This is a genomic window from Robertmurraya sp. DFI.2.37, from assembly GCF_029211245.1.
GTDB lineage: Bacteria > Bacillota > Bacilli > Bacillales > Cytobacillaceae > Robertmurraya > Robertmurraya methanolica_A.
On sequence record NZ_JARGEJ010000020.1, the window covers coordinates 42,053 to 64,764 of the forward strand.

Genomic DNA, 22,712 nt, shown 5'->3' on the forward strand with positions numbered 1-22,712 from the left:
CATGTTATAAAAAAATATACATGTATTTTTTTGATAAAATATGACAGACTGTTGTCCAATTAAGGATGGTATTTTGATAATAAAAATTCATAGTGGAGGAAGAGATGAAGAAGACATGTTCGTGGCCGGGTGACAATCAGCTTATGCGCGCTTATCATGATCAAGAATGGTGTGTACCGAATCATGATGAGCAATATATTTTTGAAATGCTGACTCTGGAGGGTGCCCAATCTGGTTTATCTTGGAGTATTGTTTTAGCAAAACGTGAAGGTTACAAAAAGGCCTTTCATAATTTTGAGCTTGATTATTGTTCAAGCTTGACGGATGAAGATTTAGAAACTATAAAAGAACGAGAAAATGTAATCAAGCATTTGGCGAAGCTGCAGTCTGTTCGAGATAATGCAAAAGCAATTTTAAGGATTCAAGAGGAGTTCGGCAGTTTTGCTAATTATCTATGGCGGTATGTGGACTTTAAACCACTTGTAAATCAATGGGATACTGAAGCGCAAATTCCAGCTGAAACAGCGTTATCGAAACAAATTAGCAAAGATCTAAAGAAGAGGGGGTTCAAGTTTGTCGGACCGGTTACGATGTATTCCTTTATGCAAGCAATTGGTATAATCGATGATCACGTACGGACATGCCCTTATCACACGTTAAATCGATAATGGGTACGCTAAAACGTTTCTCTCTTGCTCAATAGTAAGGAATTAAAGGAGTCACATTGCCAAGCGATAGTAAATGGGAGGAGTTTGTGTGAGAAGTCCGTGAAATGTTTTATACAATAAGAGTTGTTACACCATATTATGAAATAAACGATTTTTGGCTTATTTTGTGTGAGAACAAAGTTCCACACGCAATGAGCCAAAATCAGCTTTTATAAACAAAAAAACAATAAGAAAAATAAATTATGGCATAAAATCAACAAATTAAATATAGTCTTCCATCCATGAATTTGATCTGTTAATATAAAAGTACTTAAGATGTACAGTGATTTTTTCCTGCATAAAAAAGAAGAAAAGGAGGAGGAAATTTCAGAGCCAAGGAGATTTTATTTTGCTGATTTATGGTATTTATAACCATTTTTTATTTCGTTCATTTTGTTAACGTTAACATTTTAAAAAGACGACTGAAACAGCTTGATAAAAAAAGGCGGTGTTTTTTTAATCTTTATAATGTTAACGTTAACATTTTGAGATAGCAGTATTGGAGGAATGAAAAGAGCAAGATTAATGAAACAGTGTTGAAGATTGTACATTTTAAGTTTAGATGTAAGCGGTTACCTTCGTAATATAAACATGTTATTAATAGCGTTAAACTGAAAACGATTTTGAAAATGGAGTGGAGGAAAGTGCGGATGAAGAATATGAAGCATTTGGGTGTTTTGTTGAGTTTATTGTTGTTATTGAGCACGTTTACTGGATGCTCCTCAATCACTGTCTCTAGTGAAGGAAATGAGGAAAAATCGTTTGAATTTATTATTTCAAGCAACCAGCCAGATACACATCCTACTGTTGTTGCATTAAGAGAGTTCGCCAAAAATTTAGAGGAAAAATCACAAGGGACGATGAAGGCAACGGTTTATTCAAGCGGGGTGTTAGGCTCTGATCGTGAGACGCTTGAACTCGTTCAATTTGGAGCTGTTGATATGGTCTCAACAGGTGTATCAACAATCGAATCCTATGAAAAAATGTATTCCTTGTTTAGCGTTCCCTATTTGTTTAATGATAAGTCTCATTATTATCGAGTAATGGATAGTGAGTATATGCAAGAGGAAATATTTCCACGAACAGCAGAACTTGGTTTTGTCGTGAAAACATGGTTTGATGCAGGAGCCCGCAGTTTCTATACAAAGGATACTCCAATATCAGAACCTTCTGACTTAAAAGGTTTAAAAATGCGAACATTAGCTTCTCCAACATTAATGGAAATGGTTAGCTTAATGGGAGGAAACCCTACGCCGCTTGATTGGGGAGAAGTGTATGGCGCGCTTCAACAAGGGGTCATCGACGGGTTAGAGAATAATGAATTGGCGTTAACTGTTAATAAACATGCGGAGGTAGCGAAGGAATTTTCTAATACGAAACACTTGTTTGCCCCTGACGTATTAATTATGAATACAAACACTTTGAACAAGCTGACGAGCAATCAAAAAGCCATTTTAGACGAGTGTTTTGGGGAGTTAAGCTTAAATCAACGCGAATTATGGGAAGCGGAAATAGAGAAAGCCATTCAAGAAGCAAAAGAACAAGGTGTTAACTTTACTAATCCGGATGTGCAAGCATTTATTGAGAGTGTAAAACCAATGCATGATCAGGTTGCGAAAGAATATCCACAATTTGTCGACCTAATTAACCGTTTAAGGAACGAATAGCCGGTTGAGCCATTAAAGGAGGGAAAATCATGAGTAAGTTTTTTAAACTACTGAATAAGGGAATTGAGTATTTGCTAATGGTATTAGTTGCGTTAATGGTCATTTCCTGCGTATGGCAGGTAATGTCGAGGTATATATTTGGGCAGGCTAGTGCACAGACTGAGGAGCTGATGCGATACGCGATTATTTGGGTCTCTATAATTGGAGGGGCTTACGTCTATGGAGAAAAAGGACACTTAGCGATCACCTATTTTGCAGATAAACTTAACAAGACCATCGCCAAAGGAATTGCGATCTTCATTGATGCAGCCATTTGTATCTTTTCAGCTATCGTTCTTATTTATGGAGGATACCAAATTGTGTCAGCAACCATGATCCAGATTTCACCGGGAATGGGTTTGCCTATGGGGTATATGTATATGGCTTTACCGATTGCAGGCATTCTTTTCATCCTTTATTCAATAGGTCATATTACTACTAAATTAAAAACGGAAGTTATCTAGCTTAATAGAATGGAGGAAAAATAGATGGATATTGCAATTCAAGCCGGTCTTATATTATTAGTGATCTTTGCCTTTTTGTTGCTAATAGGTACTCCTATTGCCTTTAGTATCATTATTTCATCCGTTATCACAGCAGTCGTAATTTTTCCTATCAACACGTCGATTATTATCGCAGCACAGAAGGCTGCCACGGGTGTTGACAAACTTTCATTGTTAGCGATTCCATTTTTTATTTTAGCGGGGATTATCATGAATAATGGTGGAATAGCTGTCCGGCTCGTTAATTTTGCCAAAGTAATGGCTGGACGCATTCCTGGTTCACTAGGGCAAACAAATGTAGTCGGAAATATGCTTTTTGGTTCGATTTCTGGTTCAGCGGTCGCCTCAGCAGCAGCGATGGGGGGAATCCTTGGACCGATGCAGGAGAAGGAAGGATATGACAAAACCTTTTCAACCACATTAAATATCGCTTCTGCTCCTACTGGTTTATTAATCCCGCCTAGTAATGTATTAATCACGTATTCACTCGTATCGGGAGGAACATCTGTTGCGGCATTGTTTATGGCTGGATACTTACCCGGGCTTTTATGGGGAGTGCTAACAATGCTTGTTGGCTTTATTATTGCTAAAAGGAATAAATATCCTGTTAGTGAAAAAATTCCGGCTAAGCTAAAATTAAAATTATTTTTGGATGCCATTCCTTCCCTGATGCTTATTGTGATTGTGATTGGAGGAATTACAACTGGTATCTTTACCGCAACTGAAGGGGCGGCGATTGCAGTCGTTTATGCTTTATTCTTGTCTATGTTTATCTATCGCACACTAAAATTAAAGGACTTACCGAAAATTTTAGTTGAAACTTCAAGAACAACGGCTATTATTATGTTTTTAATTGCAGGCTCAACGATTATGAGCTATGTGATGACGGTTGCAGGAATTCCACAAATGATTAGTGAAAGCATCCTTGGGATTACGGAAAATCCGATTGCAATTCTGTTAATTATGAACTTGATCTTATTAATCATCGGTACCTTTATGGATATGACGCCGGCTATTTTAATTTTTACGCCCATTTTATTGCCAATTGCTATGCAGCTAGGAATGGATCCGGTTCATTTTGGAATTATGATAACGATGAATCTTTGCATTGGGAGCATTACTCCTCCAGTTGGAAATTGTTTGTTTATCGGGTGTAAGGTTGGAAACATTAATATTGATAAAGTGATAAAACCATTAATTCCTTATTATTTTGCGATTATCATTGCCTTATTAATCGTTACCTTTGTTCCGGCGCTCTCTCTTTGGATTCCAAGCTTAACTGGAAACCTGTAAGTCATTTTGCTAATGGGTATTGCTGTTGAACTGCGGAGAAATCGCGTTTACTACTTACTTACAGAAATAAAATTGCGGGGATTAATCCATTGATTCCTGTAAGCTTTGAGCATCAATGCTGATGCCCATTGTTTTAAAAAGGCAAGTGAAGAAAAAAGAATCGCTTTTCTTCACTTGCCCTTTTCATTGCTGTCTTTCTACTGCGCATGATCTTACTTCTCGTTCCTTTTTTTTGAAAAAAAGTAGCACAGACCTGTCTTTGGCCTGTGCTACTAGTTGTCCATGCCCTTTTAGAGGGTAACGCCAGTTTTAAATATCGCGATTTCACGGAAATCATTTTTCTCGTTGTTTACGAGTTCTCCACTTGCAACTTTAATAATATACTTTGTGAAATCCTCTAGAACACTATCCGGTTCCTGTTCTAATAGGATGCCGGCATTATAGTCAATCCAATGTGGTTTTGCCTCGAAAAGAGGGGTATTGGTTGATATTTTCATCGTTGGTACAAAAGCTCCAAATGGCGTTCCACGCCCAGTCGTAAATAATACTAATTGACAACCTGCCGAAGCTAAAGCAGAAGAGGCGACTAAGTCGTTACCTGGAGCACTCAATAGGTTTAATCCTTTCCGAGTTAAGCGATCGCCATATTTGAGAACATCCACTACAGTCGAGGTTCCTGCTTTTTGTGTACATCCTAGTGACTTATCCTCTAATGTCGTAATCCCGCCATCTTTATTCCCGGGAGAAGGATTTTCATAGACTGGTTGTTTATTTTCAATAAAATATTCCTTGAACTCATTAATTAACCCTACAGTTTTTTCAAATACTTTTCTGTCTGCCGCGCGTTCCATTAAAATCGTCTCCGCACCGAACATTTCAGGCACCTCTGTTAGGACTGTTGTGCCACCTTGAGCGACAAGGAAATCGGAGAATCTCCCTAAGAGTGGATTTGCGGTGATGCCAGAAAACCCATCAGAACCACCACATTTTAACCCAACCTTTAATTCTGATAATGGTACTGATTCTCGTTTATCACCTTTAGCATTCTCATAAATTTCTTTTAATAATTGTACGCCAGCTTCAATTTCGTCCGTTACTTCTTGAGAGACAAGAAATTTAACACGGTTTTCATCGAATTCGCCTAAACTTTCTTTGAATTCATATAGATTATTATTCTCGCACCCTAGTCCTAAAACTAAGACACCGCCGGCATTAGGATGTAAAACGGCATCCTTTAAAATTTTCCTTGTGTTTTCATGATCATCTCCTAATTGGGAGCAACCAAAATTATGTTTTAGTACTAGAATATTTTCAAATGGGCTGATATCGCCTACCTCTTTTTCAAAGAGCTTAATCATACGTTCGGCTACCCCATTCACACAGCCCACCGTTGGGACAATCCAGAGTTCATTACGAATACCGACGTCGCCGTTGACACGTCTATATCCTTTAAAGGTTAAATTTTGTTGCTTATATGGGTTGGAAGTTAGCTTTTGTTTAAACTGATACTCTTTGATCCCATCTAAATTCGTTTTCGTATTTTGTGTATGAACATGTTCTCCGATCGCAATATTTATAGTAGCATGACCGATCGGATAGCCATATTTTACGACATTTTCATTGATTGGAATATTCTTGATCGCTACCTTATGCCCCCTTTTGATGTCTTCTTTAAGCACTACTTCTTTTCCTTTAACAGCGATAGTTTGGCCAGCTTGTAAATCTTTTAATGCAACAACGACATTATCCGATTCGTTGAGTTGAATGATATCCAACATTGTTAGTCCCCCTTAATTAGCTGTTTATTTTCCTAGAACGGTCTGAATGGCTTGCTTCATACCGTGAATTTCAATTTCATAAAGGTAGTTGGTCACAGCGGTTGTTAAACCTGGTACTTCGTTTAAATCCATCTCCCAGTTTTGTTCGTAAGCTAATACATTCGTTACAATGGCATGAATACTTTCAATGGAGGAATCATATTTGCTCCATTGCTCCTTAAATAAGGCTAAGATGTCAGGGTCATCGGCAAGCTTGATCTCTTCTTCTTCACGTTTTCCTTTATAAAAAGAAATTAGAGCAGCAAGAGAGAATACTAGCTTTTGAGGCAATTTCTGCTTACGATTGTAATATTCTAGCAGCGATGGCAAATCTCTTGTTTTAAACTTAGACATGGAGTTAAGAGAAATACTTAATAGGAAATGTTGAATAAAAGGATTTTGGAATCGCTCTAAAACTGCATGGGCAAAAGATTGCAGTTCTTCAAGTGAAAGGTCCAATGTCGGAATGATCTCATCATAAATCAGTTCTTTTACAAATTGACCAATGACCTCATGCTCGACCGATTCTGCTACTGTATTCAATCCATAGAGGTAAGAAACAGGTGTCAGTGCAGTATGGGCCCCGTTTAATATGCGAACCTTTCGTGTTCGGTAAGGTGTCATATCATCGACAAATAATGTATTTAAACCAGCTTTATGGGCCGGGAATTCGTCACGAATCCATTGTGGTCCTTCAATAACCCATAAATGGAACTGTTCTCCAACGACAACTAGATCATCTTTATAGCCAAGTTCCTGTGTGATTTCATCAATGTTGTCACGTGGATATCCAGGCACAATGCGATCGACAAGGCTGCAACAAAATGTGTTTGCCTCTTTGATCCAGTTTACGAACTGATCTTCAAGCTTCCAAAGGGCAGCATATTGAAGGACTATCTTTTTCAATTTTTCTCCGTTCCGATCAATCAATTCACATGGGATAATAATGAAGCCTTTATCGTTATCACCGTGAAACGCTTGATACCGGTAATATAGGAATGCTGTTAGTTTGGCAGGAAAGCTGCTTTGTGGGCGATCCTCCAGTCGATCGTTCTCATTGAAGGCAATTCCAGCCTCTGTCGTATTGGAAAAAATAAAGCGCAGCTCTGGGTTTTCAGCAAGTTTCGTAAATTCTTCATATTGTGTATAAAGATTTAACCCTCTATTAACCGCGCTGATGACTGTATGCTCCTTGACTGCTTTTCCATTTTTTACACCCTGTAAATAAAGCGTGTATAACCCATTCTGGTCATTTAATTTTTCAACTAAGCCTTGGCCAAGCGGTTGAACGATGACGACACTGCCATTAAAATCAGTGTTTTTATTCAGCACGTCAATTTGCCAATCAACAAATGCCCGTAAAAAATTTCCTTCGCCAAATTGCAGAATTTTTTCTGGATAATGATGGTTTTCTTTTAATAATTCTCTCGATAACTTTTCCATACGTTTTCCTCCTTTTATGCACACGTTAACAATTTTCGTTAAAAGTATTACTAGCCATATGACTAGTAATGATTAAGAAGATTTTAAAGAAGAAACCGATCGTCTAATGATAAGTTCTGTTTCAACGTAAATTTTTTCACCGGACATTTCTGCCTCTTCTTCTGTTTCTAGCATCTCTAAAAGTTTTTGTGCTCCCAATGAACTAATTTTTTCAATCGGTCGTTTTACGGTTGTAAGAGATGGATTGGTGTAACGTGCAAACTCAATGTCATCAAAACCGACGATCGAAATATCATCGGGAACGCTTAAACCATTTGCAAATGCAGCATTCAGTGCACCAATGGCCATATCATCGTTTGAACAAAAAATGGCTGTCGGGGGATGATCCAACTTAAGTAACTTTTCTAACGCTTGATAACCACTTTCCATATCATAATTTCCTTGAACAATGTATTCATTCTTAAGCGGAATATTATGGTCATGGAGTGCCTTTAAATAGCCTTCTCTACGTTTTATCGTGGATTTAAATCCTTTAATCCCTTCAACGATGGCAATGTCACGGTGGCCATTTTCGATTAAATGATGGACGATTTGTGCTGCACCCTCCCGATCGTTCGATAAAATATTGGTAAGCGAGGAGTCGCCAATATCTCTTCCTAAAACGACACAAGGTATCTTTTTTTCTTTTAAGTAAGCAAGGAAATCATCATCGATGTCACTTTGGCTCATTAAAATAATCCCATCGAAACGTCGATGATTAATCATCGTATAGTCGCCAAGGTTTTCGATGCCTCTGACATACAAATTATAGTGTTGATCAATGACAGAATTGACGCCCTTTACCGTTTCGACAAAAAAACTGGAAGAGGTTCCGTTTGTAATACTTGTCAGGAAAAGTCCGATTGTGTAGGACTTCTGCATGACAAGACTTTTTGCATTATAATTTGGTGTATAATTGAGTTGAGAAGCTATTTCCAGTATTTTCTTTTTAGTTCCTGGTTTAATGAGAGGGCTGTCATTCAGTGCCCTCGATACAGTTGTATGGGAAACATTTGCTAGCTTTGCAATGTCTTTAATGGTAACCATTGATTCCATCCTTTTCAAAATTCGCTCCTACCATTCATCATATCAAAAAAACTAGAAATTAATAGCCCCCTACAAATTTAACCTATTTGGCTGACATTGCTCCTTGAGTAAATTGAAAGTATTCCTTTGCATTATTATAGGAAATTCCTTGAACGATTTTTCCTAAAAATTCGATATCATTTGGCACCTCGCCATTTTCAACCCATTCGGCTATTAATGCACAAACGAGTCTTCTGAAATATTCATGTCGAGTGTAAGAAAGAAAGCTTCTAGAGTCTGTCAGCATCCCAATAAATCGAGTGAACAGCCCCAAATTGGCCAGTGACTGCATTTGCTCCAACATTCCGGTTTTATTATCATTAAACCACCAGGCTGTTCCAAATTGAATTTTGCCTGGAATTCCGCCACTTTGGAAGCTGCCGATAATGGTTGCAATGACATCATTGTCTTTTGCATTTAATGAATAAATAATCGTTTTAGGCAGTCCGCTCTCCTGTTCGATAGCATCCAATAAATGGGTTAGAGGTTTTGCAATTTGGTCATCATTAATCGAATCATAGCCTGTATCCGGACCAAGAATGTCAAACATTTTCCTGTTATTATTTCTCAACGCGTTAATATGGAACTGCATCGTCCAGCCTAATTCAGCGTATAATCCACCTAAAAATTTGAGCGTATAGGTTTTATATTTTTTCTCCTCTTCAATCGAAATTTTTTGCCCTTTTAAAGCCTTTTCAAAAATGATTGCTACTTCTTCCTTTGTTGCTTCTGCAAACACCATCGAATCAATCGCATGGTCAGAAATGCGCCCACCTACAGAATGGAAAAAGCGAGCTCGGGCCTCAATTGCATGTAAAAAAGCGTCGTAGGAGCTAATCTCTATATGGGAAACTTCTTCAAGCCTCTGTACCCATGGTCGGAAGCCTTCGCGAGTAATCTCTAGCCCTTTATCAGGCCGGAAACTTGGCAGGACTTTAACATCAAAATCATGATCTTCCTGGATGCGCAAATGATATTGCAATGCATCTACCGGATCATCGGTTGTACAAACGACCTGAACATTTGCCTTTTTTATGAAATCGCGCGCACTGTAACCGGGACTATTCAGCAGTGCATTTACTTTTTCCCAAATTCGTGGTGCGCTTTCTTCGTTCAATAATTCATCGATGCCAAAAAATCTTTGTAGTTCTAGGTGTGTCCAGTTATATAACGGGTTGCCGATCGTCATTGGAACAGTTTTTGCCCAGGCAAGGAATTTTTCGTAGTCCGTAGCACCCCCGGTAATATATCTTTCCTCAATGCCATTGCTTCTCATAGCGCGCCACTTATAATGATCCCCGTATAACCAAATCTCGGTAATATTTTTAAACGTTTTGTCTTCGTAAATCTCCTTTGGGCTTAAATGGCAGTGATAATCAATAATTGGCATCTCTTTTGCATAATCATGATATAGCCGAATGGCTGTTTCATTGTTTAACAGAAAATGGTTATCCATGAAATTCTTCATAATAGCACCGTCTTTCTAATATTTGATTGACTTGGGAAATAGGGGGGGATGTTAGCCTATTTCAGTCCTCCTTATTTCGTTCACGTTAACAAAGTTGTTTTTTCAATAATGTTAACGTGAACATTTTCAACTTTATTTTAACTTGTTACTATATGATTGGCAATCATTTTCACGAAAAATACTTACAGGCTTTCACAATAGAAGCGAAATCTTACCGGACAATTTTCCCAGGAGTCGTATGAATGAAATCTCGAATTTCACTCTCGGTAAAATTGCTGTAATCCCCGCGTATCGTATGCTTTAATACGGATGCAGCTGTTGCAAAAGCGGCGATCTCTTCTGGTGCCCACTCCCTCATAATTCCATGAAGAATCCCTGCGGCGAACGCATCTCCGCCACCGACGCGGTCAACCATTTGGTCAATTGGATGCATTTTCGATTGATAAAGGGTTCCGTTTGTATAAATATTTCCTTGAAGGATATTGGTTGAGGCTGAGATCACGTCACGAAATGTACAATAAAGCCATTGGATATTTGGATACATTAGTTGAATTTGCTGATAATAATAGGCAAGCTGTTCGCGTTTCTCCAATGTATCACCAGTCGGTTCAATTCCTAACAAATACCGGGCATCCAATTCGCCACATGAGCAAATATCTACATATGGCAGGAAGGTTTGGAATGCTATGGCTGCTTCCTGCTGACTCCATAACGTCGCCCGATAATTAAAATCAAAGCTTGTGGTCACACCAAATTGCTTTGCTTTTTGCAACGAGTAAAGTACAGTTTCTTTCAAGCTCGGTGATAACGCAGGAGTAATGCCACTAACATGGTAAAGAGCAGCACCAGAAAAAATCATTTCGAAATCCACGTCTCTTAAGGCGAGCTGTGAAATACTTGAATATTTCCTGTCATAGACCACTTGAGCACTTCTAGGTCCCACTCCTGATTCAACATAATAGGTTCCTAGTCTGTCTCCACCTGTTCGTAAATACTCTGTATGGACGCCGTTTGTTTTCAAATGTTTTTCTGCAGCATAGCCAAGGGGGTTTTTCGGTACCTTGCTAACAAAATAAACTTTATGTCCAAATTTTGCTAACGATATAGCTACATTGGCTTCCGCTCCACCAAAATGGCTATAAATTTGATCTGTTTGGAACAAGCGCTCTCCAATGTTTGTCGAAAATCGAAGAAGAAGCTCCCCAAATGTAATAATCTTTTTCATGTTGTTACACACCTCTGGCAGCTTGAACCTTTTTTACATAAGCGCGTGCAAGCTCAGTTATTTTTTCATACTCTCCGGTTTTTGCAGGTGCTACCAAATTTCCTCCTACACCTACCGCTACACACCCGTTTTGGATCCATTTCTCAATATTTTCAAGACTTACTCCTCCGGTTGGCATCAAATTGATTTGTGGAAGAGGTGCTTTAATGGCTTTCACAAAATCTGGACCATAGGCGTTACCAGGGAAAAGCTTTACAATGTCGACTCCTGCTTTCAGCGCTTCTTTCATTTCTGTAATGGTCATACAGCCGGGCATATAGGGGACTTGATAAAGATTACACAGTTTTGCTGTTTCTTCATCAAAACTTGGACTTACAATATATTCGGCCCCCGCTAAGATGGCAATTCTCGCAGATGTCGCATCAAGAACGGTACCGGCACCGATAATGACCTTGTTGTTATTTTTATAAATAGAGACAAGTTCCTTAATCACAAGGTCCGCATCCTGAACGGTGAAAGTCACTTCAATCCCATAGATCCCACCTTTCACACATGCTTCAGAGATGTTGAATGCTTCCTCCTTTGAGTCGGCCCTAACAACGGCTACAACACCGCAATTCATTAACTTCGTTAGCGTTGCTAATTTTTTCATTCTCTCACTCCTTCCCATAACATTAATGCACACGTTAACATTTTTGTGGACAGAAATGATTAGACAAATAGTATTCTGCCCTAGCTACAAACATGGTCATTGCAGTATTAATGTTAAAATATTGTAATGTCGATTACAATAGGAATGGCTTAGTAAATCCGAACAATCTTTGAACAGTGGTGAGAAAGCAAGGGAATAGTGTATCCGCTCGGGTTTTCTATAGCTATCTAGGACATTCCATTTTGATTAGTGCGGAAAACTTTTTATGACTGTGTCTAGCGCAAGTAACCAAAGTCTAACAAACTTCAAGTTCTAGTGAATTTTTAACTTTTACGACCTGGATTGGTAAATTTTGTATTGTATCAGGGTTGTTATGGAAATGCCATAGGAAGTGGGAATTAAATCAGTTTCTGATTGCTGTTGGGGGGAAAAAGTTTGAAAGAATATTATTCGATTGGTGAAACAGCTAAATTAAACAATATATCCGTTCAGACTCTTCGTTACTATGACCGATTAGGGATATTCAAACCGGAGCATGTCGATGTTAACAATGGATATAGATTCTATCACATTAGACAATTTTTTTATCTAGACATTATAAAGTCATTAAAATATATCCAAACACCATTGGAAGAAATAAAAAAGATTTTAGTAGATACTCCTGAAAATATGCTTCACTCCCTTAAAAAACAAGAAAAAGCTATACAAGAAGAAAAGGCAAGGCTTGTTCAAGCAGAACAGTTGCTTGAAAGGAGGAAGCTTCAATTAGCTGAGCAGATTGAGATTTGCCAAAAAAGCAGGAAGAAGGTATTTACACACGTTATATAGACGAGCAAAAGGTGTTAAAAATTGATACCTCCAATTCTAGCCCTAATGATGCGCCGTATTTCCATATTCGTCAATTAGCCGACAAACTAGAAGAGAGATGTTCATTGATTGATAATCAATGCGGATACATATATGAGATGAAGGATTATCAAAATATTAATCAGATTTACTATGATTTCTTTTATACATCTATTCCTCATGACCATATTGAACTAAGTGAAAAAGAGACCGGGCTTGAATTTGATCTGATACCTTCCGGAGAATATGTGTGTGCTGCTTTTGACTGGTCTCTTCAACAATACATTAGCCATTACCAAAAGCTCTATCAATATATAAAAGCTAATGATCTCGAAACAGAGGGGAAAATGTACGAGGTTTCGATTCCGATCAATTATAGCGCCATAAGAGAAGACTGCTTTATTACAGAAATCAGGATAAAAATAAGATAATTATTTTCCTGCTTTATCTTTACACATAAAGTGTATTTTTTTCAAATTACAGCACTTGACCCTATAGCTACTATAGGGTTTAAAATGCGTTACATAGAAGTGTATGCTGAGATGAAAGGAAGGATGAGAAATGGCTATTGTAATGAGATGTTTTAGGTAACAACGCGCACAAACCTTATTAAACTAAGGTTGATAAACAAAATAAACGAGAGCTTAAAAAAGGAGAGATTTTTGAAGATGAGAACCCCAATACAAGAACCTATTTGGTATTCCTATCCGGGCATGATTGCTGTAGTTACAGCTCGATATAATGGGAAACAGAACGTCATGGCTTCTGGCTGGCATACCTATATCGGATCGAATCCAGGTATGTATGGAATTTCATTGCAAAAAAAAGCATATACGTACCATATGATTGAGAAAAGTGGCGTGTTTGGTGTTCATTTTTTACCAGCAAATTGTTCTGAGTTTATCCAAGCGGTTGGTACGTGCAGCGGCTCAGAAATTGATAAATTTCAAACATTTAATATCCCCTACGAGAACGGTTTAAAAGCAGATATTCCGGTTTTGACGGATGCCTATTTTGCCTATGAATGTGAAGTGAAAAGTATCACAACGATTGCCGATCAGGAATGGATAGTTGGAGAGATCGTGCAACGTTATCAAGATAAAGAATTGTTTTTAGATGACGGACTACCTAACTTAGCTAAGCTTGCGATCCCGATTCATATTGGCCGATCCACATATCGAATTTTAGATGATAAAGCGCCTGAAAAAATCCATACATTTAATTGAAGTAAGGGGAAGTCAAGCTGAAAAGGAATGATTTAAAGGCCGGATTTGAAAAATGATATTGAAAATTCGAAAAGAATGGATATAATAGTAACAATACTTATAAATGGTCGATGACAAAGAGAGTAGTTATTTGTGAAAGTAAGAGCGAGTTAGGGATGGTGGAAGCCTAATGCGGAGCAAATGATGAAGCGCACTTTGGAGATTCCTTCCTGAACGTAAAAGTAGGGAAAGGACGGGGACAGCCCCGTTATCAAGTGGAAGTGGTTTTTAGATTTCTAAAAACAATTAGAGTGGTACCACGGGATTATAATACTCTCGTCTCTTTTTTAAAGAGGCGGGAGTTTTTTTATGGAGGGAATAAAATGAACTTTAAACATGATTTCGTTGAATGTTTATATCCAGCTTTGAATGGTCAATTGGAACAAAAGCAAATCGTGAAAATGATTGAGAAACCGAAGTTTGAACAGCAGGGCGATATGGCCTTTCCTTGCTTTGAATTAGCAAAAATATATCGTAGGTCTCCGAACGATATTGCACTTGCCATCGTAGAAAAGATAAATTCACCTATTTTCGAAAAGGTGGAAGCAGTTGGAGGATATGTAAATGTCTTTTTAAATCGAAAGGATGTTTCAAGTAAGGTTGTGAAGGAAGTTCTATTGCAGAAAGAACAATATGGGAAACTCGATTTAGGAAAGAACGAAGTGATTACAATTGATTTTTCCTCACCTAATATTGCTAAGCCGTTTTCCATGGGGCATTTACGCTCGACTGTTATTGGACATTCATTAGCGTTAATTGCTGAAAAATATGGTTATTCTCCGATCCGAATTAATCATTTGGGTGATTGGGGGACACAGTTTGGCAAGTTAATCGTCGCCTATAAAATGTGGGGCGATGAGAAGAAAGTGAAGGAAGCCCCGATTAAAGAGCTATTGACGCTATATGTGAAATTTCATGAAGAAGCCGAAAAAACTCCTGAACTAAATGATGAGGGAAGAGCGTGGTTCAAAAGGTTAGAGAATGGGGATGAAGAAGCACGTCATTTATGGAAATGGTTCAGAGAGGAATCATTAAAGGAGTTCTCAAAAATATATGAATTACTAGGAATTCACTTTGATTCCTATCATGGAGAAGCATTTTACAATGACAAGATGGAGCTAGTCGTGCAAATGATTGAGGACAGGAGGCTTTTAGAAGAATCACAAGGAGCGATGGTTGTTCAGCTAAGCACGGAAGAGTTGCCGCCGTGTCTAATTACGAAAAAGGATGGGACGACTCTTTATGCGACCCGCGATCTAGCGGCAGCTCTCTACCGCAAGGAAAACTATCGCTTCACCAAGTCCTTATATGTTGTAGGTCACGAGCAGTCTCTCCATTTTAAGCAATTATTCGCGGTGCTAAAGAAAATGGGCTTTCCGTGGTATGAGGGAATGGCACATGTCCCGTTTGGCATGATTTTGAAAGACGGTAAGAAAATGTCGACGCGAAAAGGGAAAGTTGTGTTATTAGAAGAGGTGCTTGAGGAAGCGATTCAACTCGCTCGGAAGGATATTTTGAAAAAGAATCCGAACTTAGTGGCTAAAGAGGAAGTGGCCCATCAAGTTGGAGTCGGGGCGATCATTTTTCACGATCTGAAAAATTTCCGCCTTAACGATATTGAATTCTCTTTAGAAGATATGCTTCGGTTTGAAGGAGAGACGGGGCCATATGTACAATACACGCATGCCCGTGCAGCATCACTGTTGAGAAAAGGAAATTATCAAGAAGGCAAGGAACGAATGATCGAAGACAAAGAGGCTTGGCCGATCATAACGGCGTTAATGTCATTTCCAGATGTCATTAAACGCTCTTATGAACAGTATGACCCGTCACAAATAGCAAAATTTTTACTTGATCTTTCAAAAGCATTTAATAAATACTATGCCGCCGTTCGTATACTAGATAATTCTGAACAAAAACTGGCGAGACTATCGCTTGTATATTCAGTCAAGATCGTTCTCAAAGAAGGGTTAAGATTACTTGGAATGGCAGCGCCTGAGGAAATGTGATTCATTCATTTTTTTGTCTGGAAGGATTTTCACGATTGACTAAAGAATTGTACTGTAGGAGGAGACAATTAATTTGGTTGTAAAAAGCTAATAAGGAAAAGTCTTAGAGACTGTATTCCGATGGTGGCTTGAGAAATTTTAAGGGGTTCGTAAAATGCTCAAAAATGAAAAGGATATAATCACAATGATTGAAAATGATCAATGGATGATCGAGGTTTTACAAATAGCGAAAGGGTTGAATTTGCCAGACTGGTGGATCTGTGCTGGTTTTGTCCGTGCAAAAATATGGGATGTTCTTCATGGGTTTAGTCGAAGAACGCCGTTATCGGATGTGGACGTCGTTTATTACGATCCAGCCAATATGGAAGAGTCTTATGAAAAGGAATTGGAACAAAGGTTGAAAATGACCAAACCTGATGTCCCTTGGTCTGTAAAAAATCAAGCAAGGATGCATTTGAAAAGTCGTAATCAACCGTATTTATCGACGATTGATGCTATTTCAAGGTTTCCTGAAACAGTGACAGCTTTAGGAGTGAAGCTTGATGAAGAAAACAATGTCGTATTGATTGCTCCCCATGGAGTTCGTGATGTTATTCAGCTGGAGGTTAATCCTACCCCGGATTTTATGAATGAAAAATACTTTCTCTATGAAAAAAGAGTTAGAACGAAAAATTGGCCAGCTATTTGGCATAAGGTTAAGGTGAATTATCTATGAAAGAGCAGGTAAAGGAACGAAAAATAAACTTAGAAAAAAGACTTGACGGGAAATTTGCTGAGGCGGTCACCAATGTGAAGGATACAGCTCAAGCTCTTGATTGCTCAGGCTCGAGTATGTTTATCATTCATAAAGATAAAATTGTTTCTGAAGCGTATTGGGGCAAGCATGCAAATAGAGATAATGCAAGAAGGATTCAAAAAGACTCGCAATTTCATGTGGCCTCCGTTCGAAAAAGCTATATTGGATTTGCCGTCGCTTATGCTGTCCACTATCGTTATATCGATTCGATTGATGACCCACTCTCAAAATATTTGTCTGTCCATAATGATGTAGTGACGATTCGCCATTTGCTTACTCATTCTCATGGTTTGAATGTCAAAGAAGGAAAAGTGATTCAGGAATTCAAGTCTGGTGAGAATTGGGCTTATCGCGGGATAAATATTCATTTACTAACTGAGATCGTGAAGAAGACAACAGGAAGGACAGTGGCTCAAATTCTTGAAGATGAGGTTTTTCAGCCCTTAGGTTTTAAAGAAACGGGTTGGTACGCTGAGCAGAAGGAGAAATTAGTAGAAGTGATAAGAGATGAGGATGACCGATTTTGGTCAACCGAAAAAGAAACAGATGGTTCTCAGATGAATATGTACGTATCAACTAGAGAACTTGCCTATTGGGGATATGTTCATTTAAAACAGGGAGTAATAGGCGGAGAGCAGGTCATAGCCAAAGAAATATTCCAATTGGCGACAGCACTTCAAAGTCCCGCCTTAAAGGGCAACTACCCTCAAAACGGCTTTTTGTGGTTTGTGAAAGATAGAGCTGTGGAGAAAACTGAAATTGGAGAGCGTGTACCTAAAGGTTCCTATCAAATTTTAGGTTATACAAATGTTGCTGTTCTTGTTATCCCTAAAGATGAGACAGTAGCAGTTCGTATGTATAATCGTTTCGGCTCAACGCCTGATTTTGCGTATTTATCGAATATTAGGAGTTTTGGGGATACTGTCATGAAGTGTTTGCAAGCATAAATAAGAGAAGTGAGGAGCGTCAAGGATGGATAGTGCAATGGAGATATTTCCAATACTGGAGACGGAAAGATTAGTTTTAAGGGAAGTGACGAATGAAGATGCTCAGCAAATTTTTAACTATCTTTCAGATGAAGAGGTCATGAAATATTATGGATTAGAGCCGTTTAAGACGATAGAAGATGCTGTAGACGAAATTTCATGGTATCAATCACTTTTCAATCAAAAAAAAGGAATTCGCTGGGGAATAACTTTGAAAGAACAAGGAGAAGTGATTGGGAGCTGTGGATTTCATAACAAAGTTTCACAGCATTATCGAACGGAAATTGGCTTTGAGCTTAGTAGAGTGTATTGGGGCCAAGGGATAGCAAGAGAAGCGATTGAAGCCATCATCCAATATGGGATGGAATATATGTCGCTGCATCGAATAGAAGCCTTAATTGAACCTCCTAATCTTCCGTCACAAAGGCTGGTTGAGAAACTCGGCTTTACTCGAGAAGGGCTATTGCGAGATTATGAGTTTACTAGGGGGAAATTTGATAATCTGTACATATATTCGTTATTGAAAACCGATGTAAAAAATGAACACCGTTAGGACATCTGGTATGTGTTAAGGAAATGAACAGGAGATGGCCATGTAAAAAATAGTTTTAGTCAAGATTTTGTTAAACATAATGGTTGAGTAACCTTTTATGGCTCATTTCGTGTAAGACCTTGGTTGTCCGCACCTTTTTAGTATAATTGAAAGGTTTCTCATTCCATGAAACAGTAGGAGAAATCTCGTCTGCTCCTGCAAGTTTGACGGAATGAGAGCGATCAACACTGACATATTACAAAGCTTTATGAAAAAGACGCTGAGCGAATGCAAGGCCTCTTTTTCATGATTGGTTGTAATGTGCTCATGTGCTTTTATAGGATTCTTTTAAAATATAATGTTCAATGGCATAAGCAACCCCGTTCTCGTCATTCGTTAAGGTAACAAGGTCACTATGCTTCTTCACTTCTTCATCAGCATTTCCCATTGCAATAGATAACCCTGCCGCACGAAACATGGGCAGGTCATTTCGTTCATCCCCAATAGCTATTGTATTTTCGAGCGGGATCCGAAAATGGCTTGCCATCCTCTTGAGACCATTGCCTTTATTGCCGTTAATATGGGTAATTTCCAAATTGAATGGAGAAGAAGAAGTAACAAATATCCCTTCGATAGACTGCAATTTAATTTGTAAACGCTGCTTCTGTTGGGGATCGAGTGCTAAAATAAGGAATTTTTGCACGGTGTAATCTCCATGGACAATATCTGCAAACTGCTGAAAAAATCCTTGCCCATAAACGGTCGGGGAGGCAGTAAACATCTTGTAATCCTTATGCTTATCGTATTCGGCAGGAACACGTCCAGACGCTAAAACTTGCTCAAAACGTTTAAACCAGTCTTTGTGGACGAAAGTCCCTTTATTAGTCCCCATTTTATAAGGCATTCTCTCGTCCTCAATGGCGCGGGCAATCTGATGACTTTGCTCAGAGGTTAGAGAAGTAAGCTCCAGTAATTTCCCCTCAGTATATAACTCTGTCCCGTTATTACCACCAATAGGACAATCTAGACAATGCTTGGTGAGCTGTTCATGAATCAATATGAATGGACGACCAGACAAGATCATAACGATATGCCCTTGCTGCTGGGCTTTTTTGATCGCCTCAATATTTTCTATGCTCAGTTCTTTATGAGAATTTAAGGTCGTACCGTCCATATCAAGAGCAATTAACTTCATGTATGTTCTCTCCCTTATGTAAAATGAGTCAGCAGTTTTGTTCTAAAATTATCATTAAACTGATTATACCATGAATGAACAGCGAATTTTTTGAGTCTGCCTTCATTTTTGGGAGTGAGTCATTTACAATAAGTTCTAAAGAAAACGGTCAAATGCGTTTCAATTATATGAAGGGAGAGGAGGGAATGTTTTGCGGTCATATTGGCTTTGGCTCTTGCTTAATTTATCGGTTTGGCTATTGGGACTTTGGTATGTGAATGAAGAGATAATCGCAGGAAGATTAATCGGAGCGGCTTTATATTTTCTTTTCTTTTTTATTATACCACTGTTATTGAAGAGACCAAAAATAGTCTGTGTCTTGTTGTTATTGCAGGCGCTTGTCGCCATAATTACTTTTTTTCCTGAACAAGATGGTGATTTTAATCCCTATATCGTTTTAATACTTACCTTATTAATGGGAGAAGGATTTTATCGTCTGAAATTTATGTTAAGTTTGTTATTAGCAATCATTAGTGCAATTGGTTTAAGCTTAACTGCTTTCCAAGCTGAGCTTGTACCAGCAATACAAGTTTTTATAGCTGTCTATTTCATCGTTGTCCTGATCGGGATGACTGTTTTTAAAAAGACATTTGAACATAATCAAGATTTGGAGGCGAGGTATGAAGCGCTTCTTAATGAATATCGAGATGTAAAGCGACGCGTTCTCTCAGAGGAGGAAGCAACAAGACAAGAAGAACGGATGTTAATCGCTCATGAGATTCATGACTCTGTTGGACATAAGCTTTCGGCATTGATGATTCAATTAGAAGCATTTCGCCTCAAAGCTGCGGAACAGGATCGAAATCAGGTTCAATTTCTGAAAGAACTGGCACATGAAAGTTTAGAAGAAACGAGAAGAGCGGTGAAATCATTAAAGGAGAATGAAGCAGGCGGATTACCAGGAATTCTACGATTAATACGCAAGCTTGAGACGGAAAGCTTTTTGCGAATTCACTTTTCTGTTAAACATGGTGCTTTTACAGCTCCGCTAACGGGTGAACAGTCGTTTATTATTTACCGTTCCGTTCAGGAAGCGTTGACAAATGTGATGAAGCATAGTCAGGCGCAGGAAGCAGAAATTTCATTTGAGGCCCCAGGTGGTGGGATTTTTCGCTTTGAAGTAAGCAATCCAGTGACAGAACATACTCATTTTGAGGAAGGCTTTGGCCTCACTGAGATGCGTAGAAGGTTACAAAAATTTGGTGGTGCTTTAGATACATATATGACGAGAGAGAAGTTTATCGTAAATGGTTATTTAAAAATTGGATACGGAGGAGTAGAATGATTCGGATCTTATTAGTTGAGGACCAGATTATGGTTAGGCAAGGCCTAAAAATGATGATTGAGTCTGATGGTGAATTGGTGGTTGCAGGTGAAGCGGATAATGGAAAAGAGGCAGTACAACGATGTGAAAAACAGGCCTTTGATATTGTCATTCTTGATATTAGAATGCCTGTTATGGACGGAATTGAAGCAGCGAAAGTGATTCAAGCCCGTTGGCCACATATCAAAATTTTGATGCTTACGACATTTGATGATAATCAATATGTATTAGAGGCGTTGAAAATCGGTGTAAGTGGTTATATTCTCAAATCGGGGGATACGGAATCTTTGTTACGCTCGATCCGTAGTGCGTTAGCTGGCGGGCTTTCCATTGAAGATCGCGTCGCAGCAAAAGTGATGCCACTTCTTCTCAAACGTGAGGAACAGAAGGAGGCGGACCCGTCTTTAACGCCACGTGAAAGAGATATTTTGACTTGCATTGGGGAAGGGCTTAGCAATGGGGAAATTGCTGAACGACTTGCAATCTCAGTAGGTACAGTAAAAAATAATACAAGTCAAATTTTGAACAAACTTGAGCTAAGGGATCGGACACAACTGGCAATTTACGCCATCCGTCATAATCTTGTTTAAACATATGGTTGTTGAAGTGCTCTTTGGCTCATTTCGCGTGAAACCTTAGCTGTACACGCCTTGTAGTTATGCAAAAAAGTCCTTTGATTCCATGAAAAAAGATAGGAGAAAAAGAGCTTGCTTAAAAATAAAATGATGAAAGTCATGGTTTTGCTGGAGAGAAGTGACTAGAGACAGTAGTAAGACTGTTTCTTTTTTTTTACTCTTAGATAGAGCTAGCTAGGTAATAGTTTGATGAAGGAGGGATTAGGATGCTTGAAACGATAAATTTGAGCAAGACGTTTAAAGATAAAAAGGCAGTTGATGAAGTAAATTTATATGTCAATAAAGGTGAATCAATCGGGCTTTTAGGGCCGAATGGGGCGGGGAAGTCGACGACCATCTCGATGATTTCATCCTTGTTGAAACCAACATCAGGGGATGTGCTGTTTAATGGAATTAGCATTATTAAAAACCCTGCTGAAATCCGCAAGGTGCTCGGTGTTGTCCCCCAAGAGATTGCTCTATATGAAGAATTGTCTGCTTATGAAAATCTAAATTTCTTTGGCGAAATCTATAAAATCGATAAAGGTGAGCTTGAGAGTCGCATTCAGGAAGTATTGGAAATGGTCGGTCTGAAACATCGGCAGAAGGAACTAATCAAAACTTTTTCTGGCGGGATGAAAAGAAGAATTAATATTGCCGCTGCATTGCTCCATCAACCGAAAATTTTAATTCTTGATGAGCCGACCGTAGGGATTGATCCCCAGTCAAGAAATCACATTCTTGAGACGGTCAGGAAATTAAATGAACAGTATGGAACGTCAATCCTTTACACGAGTCATTATATGGAAGAAGTTGAGCAATTATGCGATCGTGTCTATATTATGGATCACGGCAGTATTGTTGCTTCAGGTAGTAAATCAGAGCTATTAAGCATTCTTTCAAACGATGATACTTTCCATGTTCAACTCAGCAAGGGAAGTGAAAAACTAATGGATGCCGTTAGATTAATAAAGGATGTTCGACAGGTGGATGAAACGGAGAATGGTTTACGGATTATTGCCAAAAAGAGGAGTCATCTTTTAAGTGCTCTAGTTCATGGAGCTGAAAAGGAAGGGGTAGAAATCATCCACTTTCAAATGGAGATTCCTAGTCTTGAAGATGTATTTTTGCACTTAACGGGAAAATCATTAAGAGACTAGGAGGGGA

General features: G+C 38.6%; 21 protein-coding genes and 1 other annotated feature. Of the genes, 14 read left to right on the forward strand and 7 right to left on the reverse strand.

Annotated elements, in window-relative coordinates; translation table 11 throughout:
* Positions 1–104: 104 nt before the first annotated feature.
* From PZE06_RS12615 to PZE06_RS12630, 4 genes are all read left to right on the forward strand, one after another.
* Positions 105–668: a DNA-3-methyladenine glycosylase I gene (locus PZE06_RS12615; protein ID WP_150915943.1), complete on the forward strand. Its 564-nt coding sequence runs from the start codon at positions 105–107 to the stop codon at positions 666–668.
* Between the two features lie 689 nt (positions 669–1,357).
* Positions 1,358–2,374 carry a TRAP transporter substrate-binding protein gene (locus tag PZE06_RS12620; RefSeq protein WP_191963712.1) on the forward strand — a complete coding sequence of 339 codons (1,017 nt, stop codon included), beginning with the start codon at positions 1,358–1,360 and terminating at the stop codon, positions 2,372–2,374.
* Between the two features lie 29 nt (positions 2,375–2,403).
* Complete coding sequence (locus tag PZE06_RS12625; RefSeq protein WP_150915947.1) at positions 2,404–2,877, forward strand: TRAP transporter small permease; 474 nt, start codon at positions 2,404–2,406, stop codon at positions 2,875–2,877.
* Between the two features lie 30 nt (positions 2,878–2,907).
* Positions 2,908–4,209: a TRAP transporter large permease gene (locus PZE06_RS12630; protein WP_150915985.1), complete on the forward strand. Its 1,302-nt coding sequence runs from the start codon at positions 2,908–2,910 to the stop codon at positions 4,207–4,209.
* A gap of 290 nt (positions 4,210–4,499) precedes the next feature.
* On the opposite strand, the gene PZE06_RS12635 is transcribed toward PZE06_RS12630, so the two are convergent.
* The 6 genes from PZE06_RS12635 to PZE06_RS12660 all read right to left on the reverse strand — a co-directional run bounded on the left by PZE06_RS12635 (position 4,500) and on the right by PZE06_RS12660 (position 11,939).
* A complete protein-coding gene (locus PZE06_RS12635) occupies positions 4,500–5,987 on the reverse strand; it encodes a UxaA family hydrolase (protein ID WP_150915949.1) in 1,488 nt (495 codons plus the stop codon).
* A gap of 24 nt (positions 5,988–6,011) precedes the next feature.
* On the reverse strand, positions 6,012–7,469 hold the full coding sequence (locus PZE06_RS12640; RefSeq protein WP_150915951.1) for a tagaturonate reductase: 1,458 nt from the start codon (positions 7,467–7,469) through the stop codon (positions 6,012–6,014).
* A 72-nt stretch (positions 7,470–7,541) separates the two neighbouring features.
* Entirely contained in the window at positions 7,542–8,555 is a 1,014-nt protein-coding gene (locus PZE06_RS12645) for a LacI family DNA-binding transcriptional regulator (protein WP_150915987.1), read from the reverse strand.
* A gap of 82 nt (positions 8,556–8,637) precedes the next feature.
* Positions 8,638–10,062, reverse strand: coding sequence for a glucuronate isomerase (uxaC, locus tag PZE06_RS12650; RefSeq protein WP_150915953.1), 1,425 nt, complete (start codon positions 10,060–10,062; stop codon positions 8,638–8,640).
* A 211-nt stretch (positions 10,063–10,273) separates the two neighbouring features.
* A complete protein-coding gene (locus PZE06_RS12655) occupies positions 10,274–11,287 on the reverse strand; it encodes a sugar kinase (protein WP_150915955.1) in 1,014 nt (337 codons plus the stop codon).
* Between the two features lie 4 nt (positions 11,288–11,291).
* Positions 11,292–11,939, reverse strand: coding sequence for a bifunctional 4-hydroxy-2-oxoglutarate aldolase/2-dehydro-3-deoxy-phosphogluconate aldolase (locus PZE06_RS12660; protein WP_150915957.1), 648 nt, complete (start codon positions 11,937–11,939; stop codon positions 11,292–11,294).
* A gap of 435 nt (positions 11,940–12,374) precedes the next feature.
* On the opposite strand from PZE06_RS12660, the gene PZE06_RS12665 reads away from it, so the two are divergent.
* From PZE06_RS12665 to PZE06_RS12695, 7 genes are all read left to right on the forward strand, one after another.
* The gene (locus tag PZE06_RS12665; RefSeq protein ID WP_225315205.1) at positions 12,375–12,767 is read left to right on the forward strand and encodes a MerR family transcriptional regulator; all 393 of its coding nucleotides are present in this window, start codon (positions 12,375–12,377) and stop codon (positions 12,765–12,767) included.
* The gene (locus PZE06_RS12670; RefSeq protein WP_225315206.1) at positions 12,725–13,216 is read left to right on the forward strand and encodes a GyrI-like domain-containing protein; all 492 of its coding nucleotides are present in this window, start codon (positions 12,725–12,727) and stop codon (positions 13,214–13,216) included. Before PZE06_RS12665 ends, PZE06_RS12670 begins: the two co-directional genes overlap by 43 nt.
* A gap of 237 nt (positions 13,217–13,453) precedes the next feature.
* Positions 13,454–14,011 (forward strand): flavin reductase family protein, encoded by a 558-nt coding sequence (locus PZE06_RS12675; RefSeq protein ID WP_150915989.1) that lies wholly within the window; start codon positions 13,454–13,456, stop codon positions 14,009–14,011.
* A 101-nt stretch (positions 14,012–14,112) separates the two neighbouring features.
* Positions 14,113–14,337, forward strand: a binding site (T-box leader).
* Positions 14,338–14,373: 36 nt separating this feature from the next.
* Positions 14,374–16,059, forward strand: a complete 1,686-nt coding sequence (gene argS, locus PZE06_RS12680) for an arginine--tRNA ligase (protein ID WP_150915959.1) — start codon at positions 14,374–14,376, stop codon at positions 16,057–16,059.
* A gap of 154 nt (positions 16,060–16,213) precedes the next feature.
* Positions 16,214–16,774, forward strand: coding sequence for a nucleotidyltransferase family protein (locus PZE06_RS12685; RefSeq protein ID WP_150915961.1), 561 nt, complete (start codon positions 16,214–16,216; stop codon positions 16,772–16,774).
* Positions 16,771–17,802: a serine hydrolase domain-containing protein gene (locus PZE06_RS12690; protein WP_225315207.1), complete on the forward strand. Its 1,032-nt coding sequence runs from the start codon at positions 16,771–16,773 to the stop codon at positions 17,800–17,802. Before PZE06_RS12685 ends, PZE06_RS12690 begins: the two co-directional genes overlap by 4 nt.
* Before the next feature lie 25 nt (positions 17,803–17,827).
* Positions 17,828–18,394: a GNAT family N-acetyltransferase gene (locus tag PZE06_RS12695; protein WP_225315208.1), complete on the forward strand. Its 567-nt coding sequence runs from the start codon at positions 17,828–17,830 to the stop codon at positions 18,392–18,394.
* A gap of 304 nt (positions 18,395–18,698) precedes the next feature.
* On the opposite strand, the gene PZE06_RS12700 is transcribed toward PZE06_RS12695, so the two are convergent.
* Entirely contained in the window at positions 18,699–19,568 is an 870-nt protein-coding gene (locus PZE06_RS12700) for a Cof-type HAD-IIB family hydrolase (protein WP_150915963.1), read from the reverse strand.
* Positions 19,569–19,758: 190 nt separating this feature from the next.
* On the opposite strand from PZE06_RS12700, the gene PZE06_RS12705 reads away from it, so the two are divergent.
* The 3 genes from PZE06_RS12705 (at position 19,759) to PZE06_RS12715 (ending at position 22,705) form a co-directional block, all read left to right on the forward strand.
* Complete coding sequence (locus PZE06_RS12705) at positions 19,759–20,892, forward strand: sensor histidine kinase (protein WP_150915965.1); 1,134 nt, start codon at positions 19,759–19,761, stop codon at positions 20,890–20,892.
* Positions 20,889–21,521 carry a response regulator gene (locus tag PZE06_RS12710; RefSeq protein ID WP_150915967.1) on the forward strand — a complete coding sequence of 211 codons (633 nt, stop codon included), beginning with the start codon at positions 20,889–20,891 and terminating at the stop codon, positions 21,519–21,521. The genes PZE06_RS12705 and PZE06_RS12710 overlap by 4 nt, the downstream gene beginning before the upstream one ends.
* Positions 21,522–21,772: 251 nt before the next feature.
* On the forward strand, positions 21,773–22,705 hold the full coding sequence (locus PZE06_RS12715; RefSeq protein WP_150915969.1) for an ABC transporter ATP-binding protein: 933 nt from the start codon (positions 21,773–21,775) through the stop codon (positions 22,703–22,705).
* Positions 22,706–22,712 lie beyond the last annotated feature (7 nt).

Coding starts and splice junctions, on each gene's coding strand:
- PZE06_RS12615 (WP_150915943.1), top strand. CDS start 105: ATGAAGAAGACATGTTCGTGGCCGGGTGACAATCAGCTTATGCGCGCT.
- PZE06_RS12620 (WP_191963712.1), top strand. CDS start 1,358: ATGAAGAATATGAAGCATTTGGGTGTTTTGTTGAGTTTATTGTTGTTA.
- PZE06_RS12625 (WP_150915947.1), top strand. CDS start 2,404: ATGAGTAAGTTTTTTAAACTACTGAATAAGGGAATTGAGTATTTGCTA.
- PZE06_RS12635 (WP_150915949.1), bottom strand. CDS start 5,987: ATGTTGGATATCATTCAACTCAACGAATCGGATAATGTCGTTGTTGCA.
- PZE06_RS12640 (WP_150915951.1), bottom strand. CDS start 7,469: ATGGAAAAGTTATCGAGAGAATTATTAAAAGAAAACCATCATTATCCA.
- PZE06_RS12645 (WP_150915987.1), bottom strand. CDS start 8,555: ATGGTTACCATTAAAGACATTGCAAAGCTAGCAAATGTTTCCCATACA.
- uxaC (WP_150915953.1), bottom strand. CDS start 10,062: ATGAAGAATTTCATGGATAACCATTTTCTGTTAAACAATGAAACAGCC.
- PZE06_RS12655 (WP_150915955.1), bottom strand. CDS start 11,287: ATGAAAAAGATTATTACATTTGGGGAGCTTCTTCTTCGATTTTCGACA.
- PZE06_RS12660 (WP_150915957.1), bottom strand. CDS start 11,939: ATGAAAAAATTAGCAACGCTAACGAAGTTAATGAATTGCGGTGTTGTA.
- PZE06_RS12675 (WP_150915989.1), top strand. CDS start 13,454: ATGAGAACCCCAATACAAGAACCTATTTGGTATTCCTATCCGGGCATG.
- argS (WP_150915959.1), top strand. CDS start 14,374: ATGAACTTTAAACATGATTTCGTTGAATGTTTATATCCAGCTTTGAAT.
- PZE06_RS12685 (WP_150915961.1), top strand. CDS start 16,214: ATGCTCAAAAATGAAAAGGATATAATCACAATGATTGAAAATGATCAA.
- PZE06_RS12690 (WP_225315207.1), top strand. CDS start 16,771: ATGAAAGAGCAGGTAAAGGAACGAAAAATAAACTTAGAAAAAAGACTT.
- PZE06_RS12695 (WP_225315208.1), top strand. CDS start 17,828: ATGGATAGTGCAATGGAGATATTTCCAATACTGGAGACGGAAAGATTA.
- PZE06_RS12700 (WP_150915963.1), bottom strand. CDS start 19,568: ATGAAGTTAATTGCTCTTGATATGGACGGTACGACCTTAAATTCTCAT.
- PZE06_RS12710 (WP_150915967.1), top strand. CDS start 20,889: ATGATTCGGATCTTATTAGTTGAGGACCAGATTATGGTTAGGCAAGGC.
- PZE06_RS12715 (WP_150915969.1), top strand. CDS start 21,773: ATGCTTGAAACGATAAATTTGAGCAAGACGTTTAAAGATAAAAAGGCA.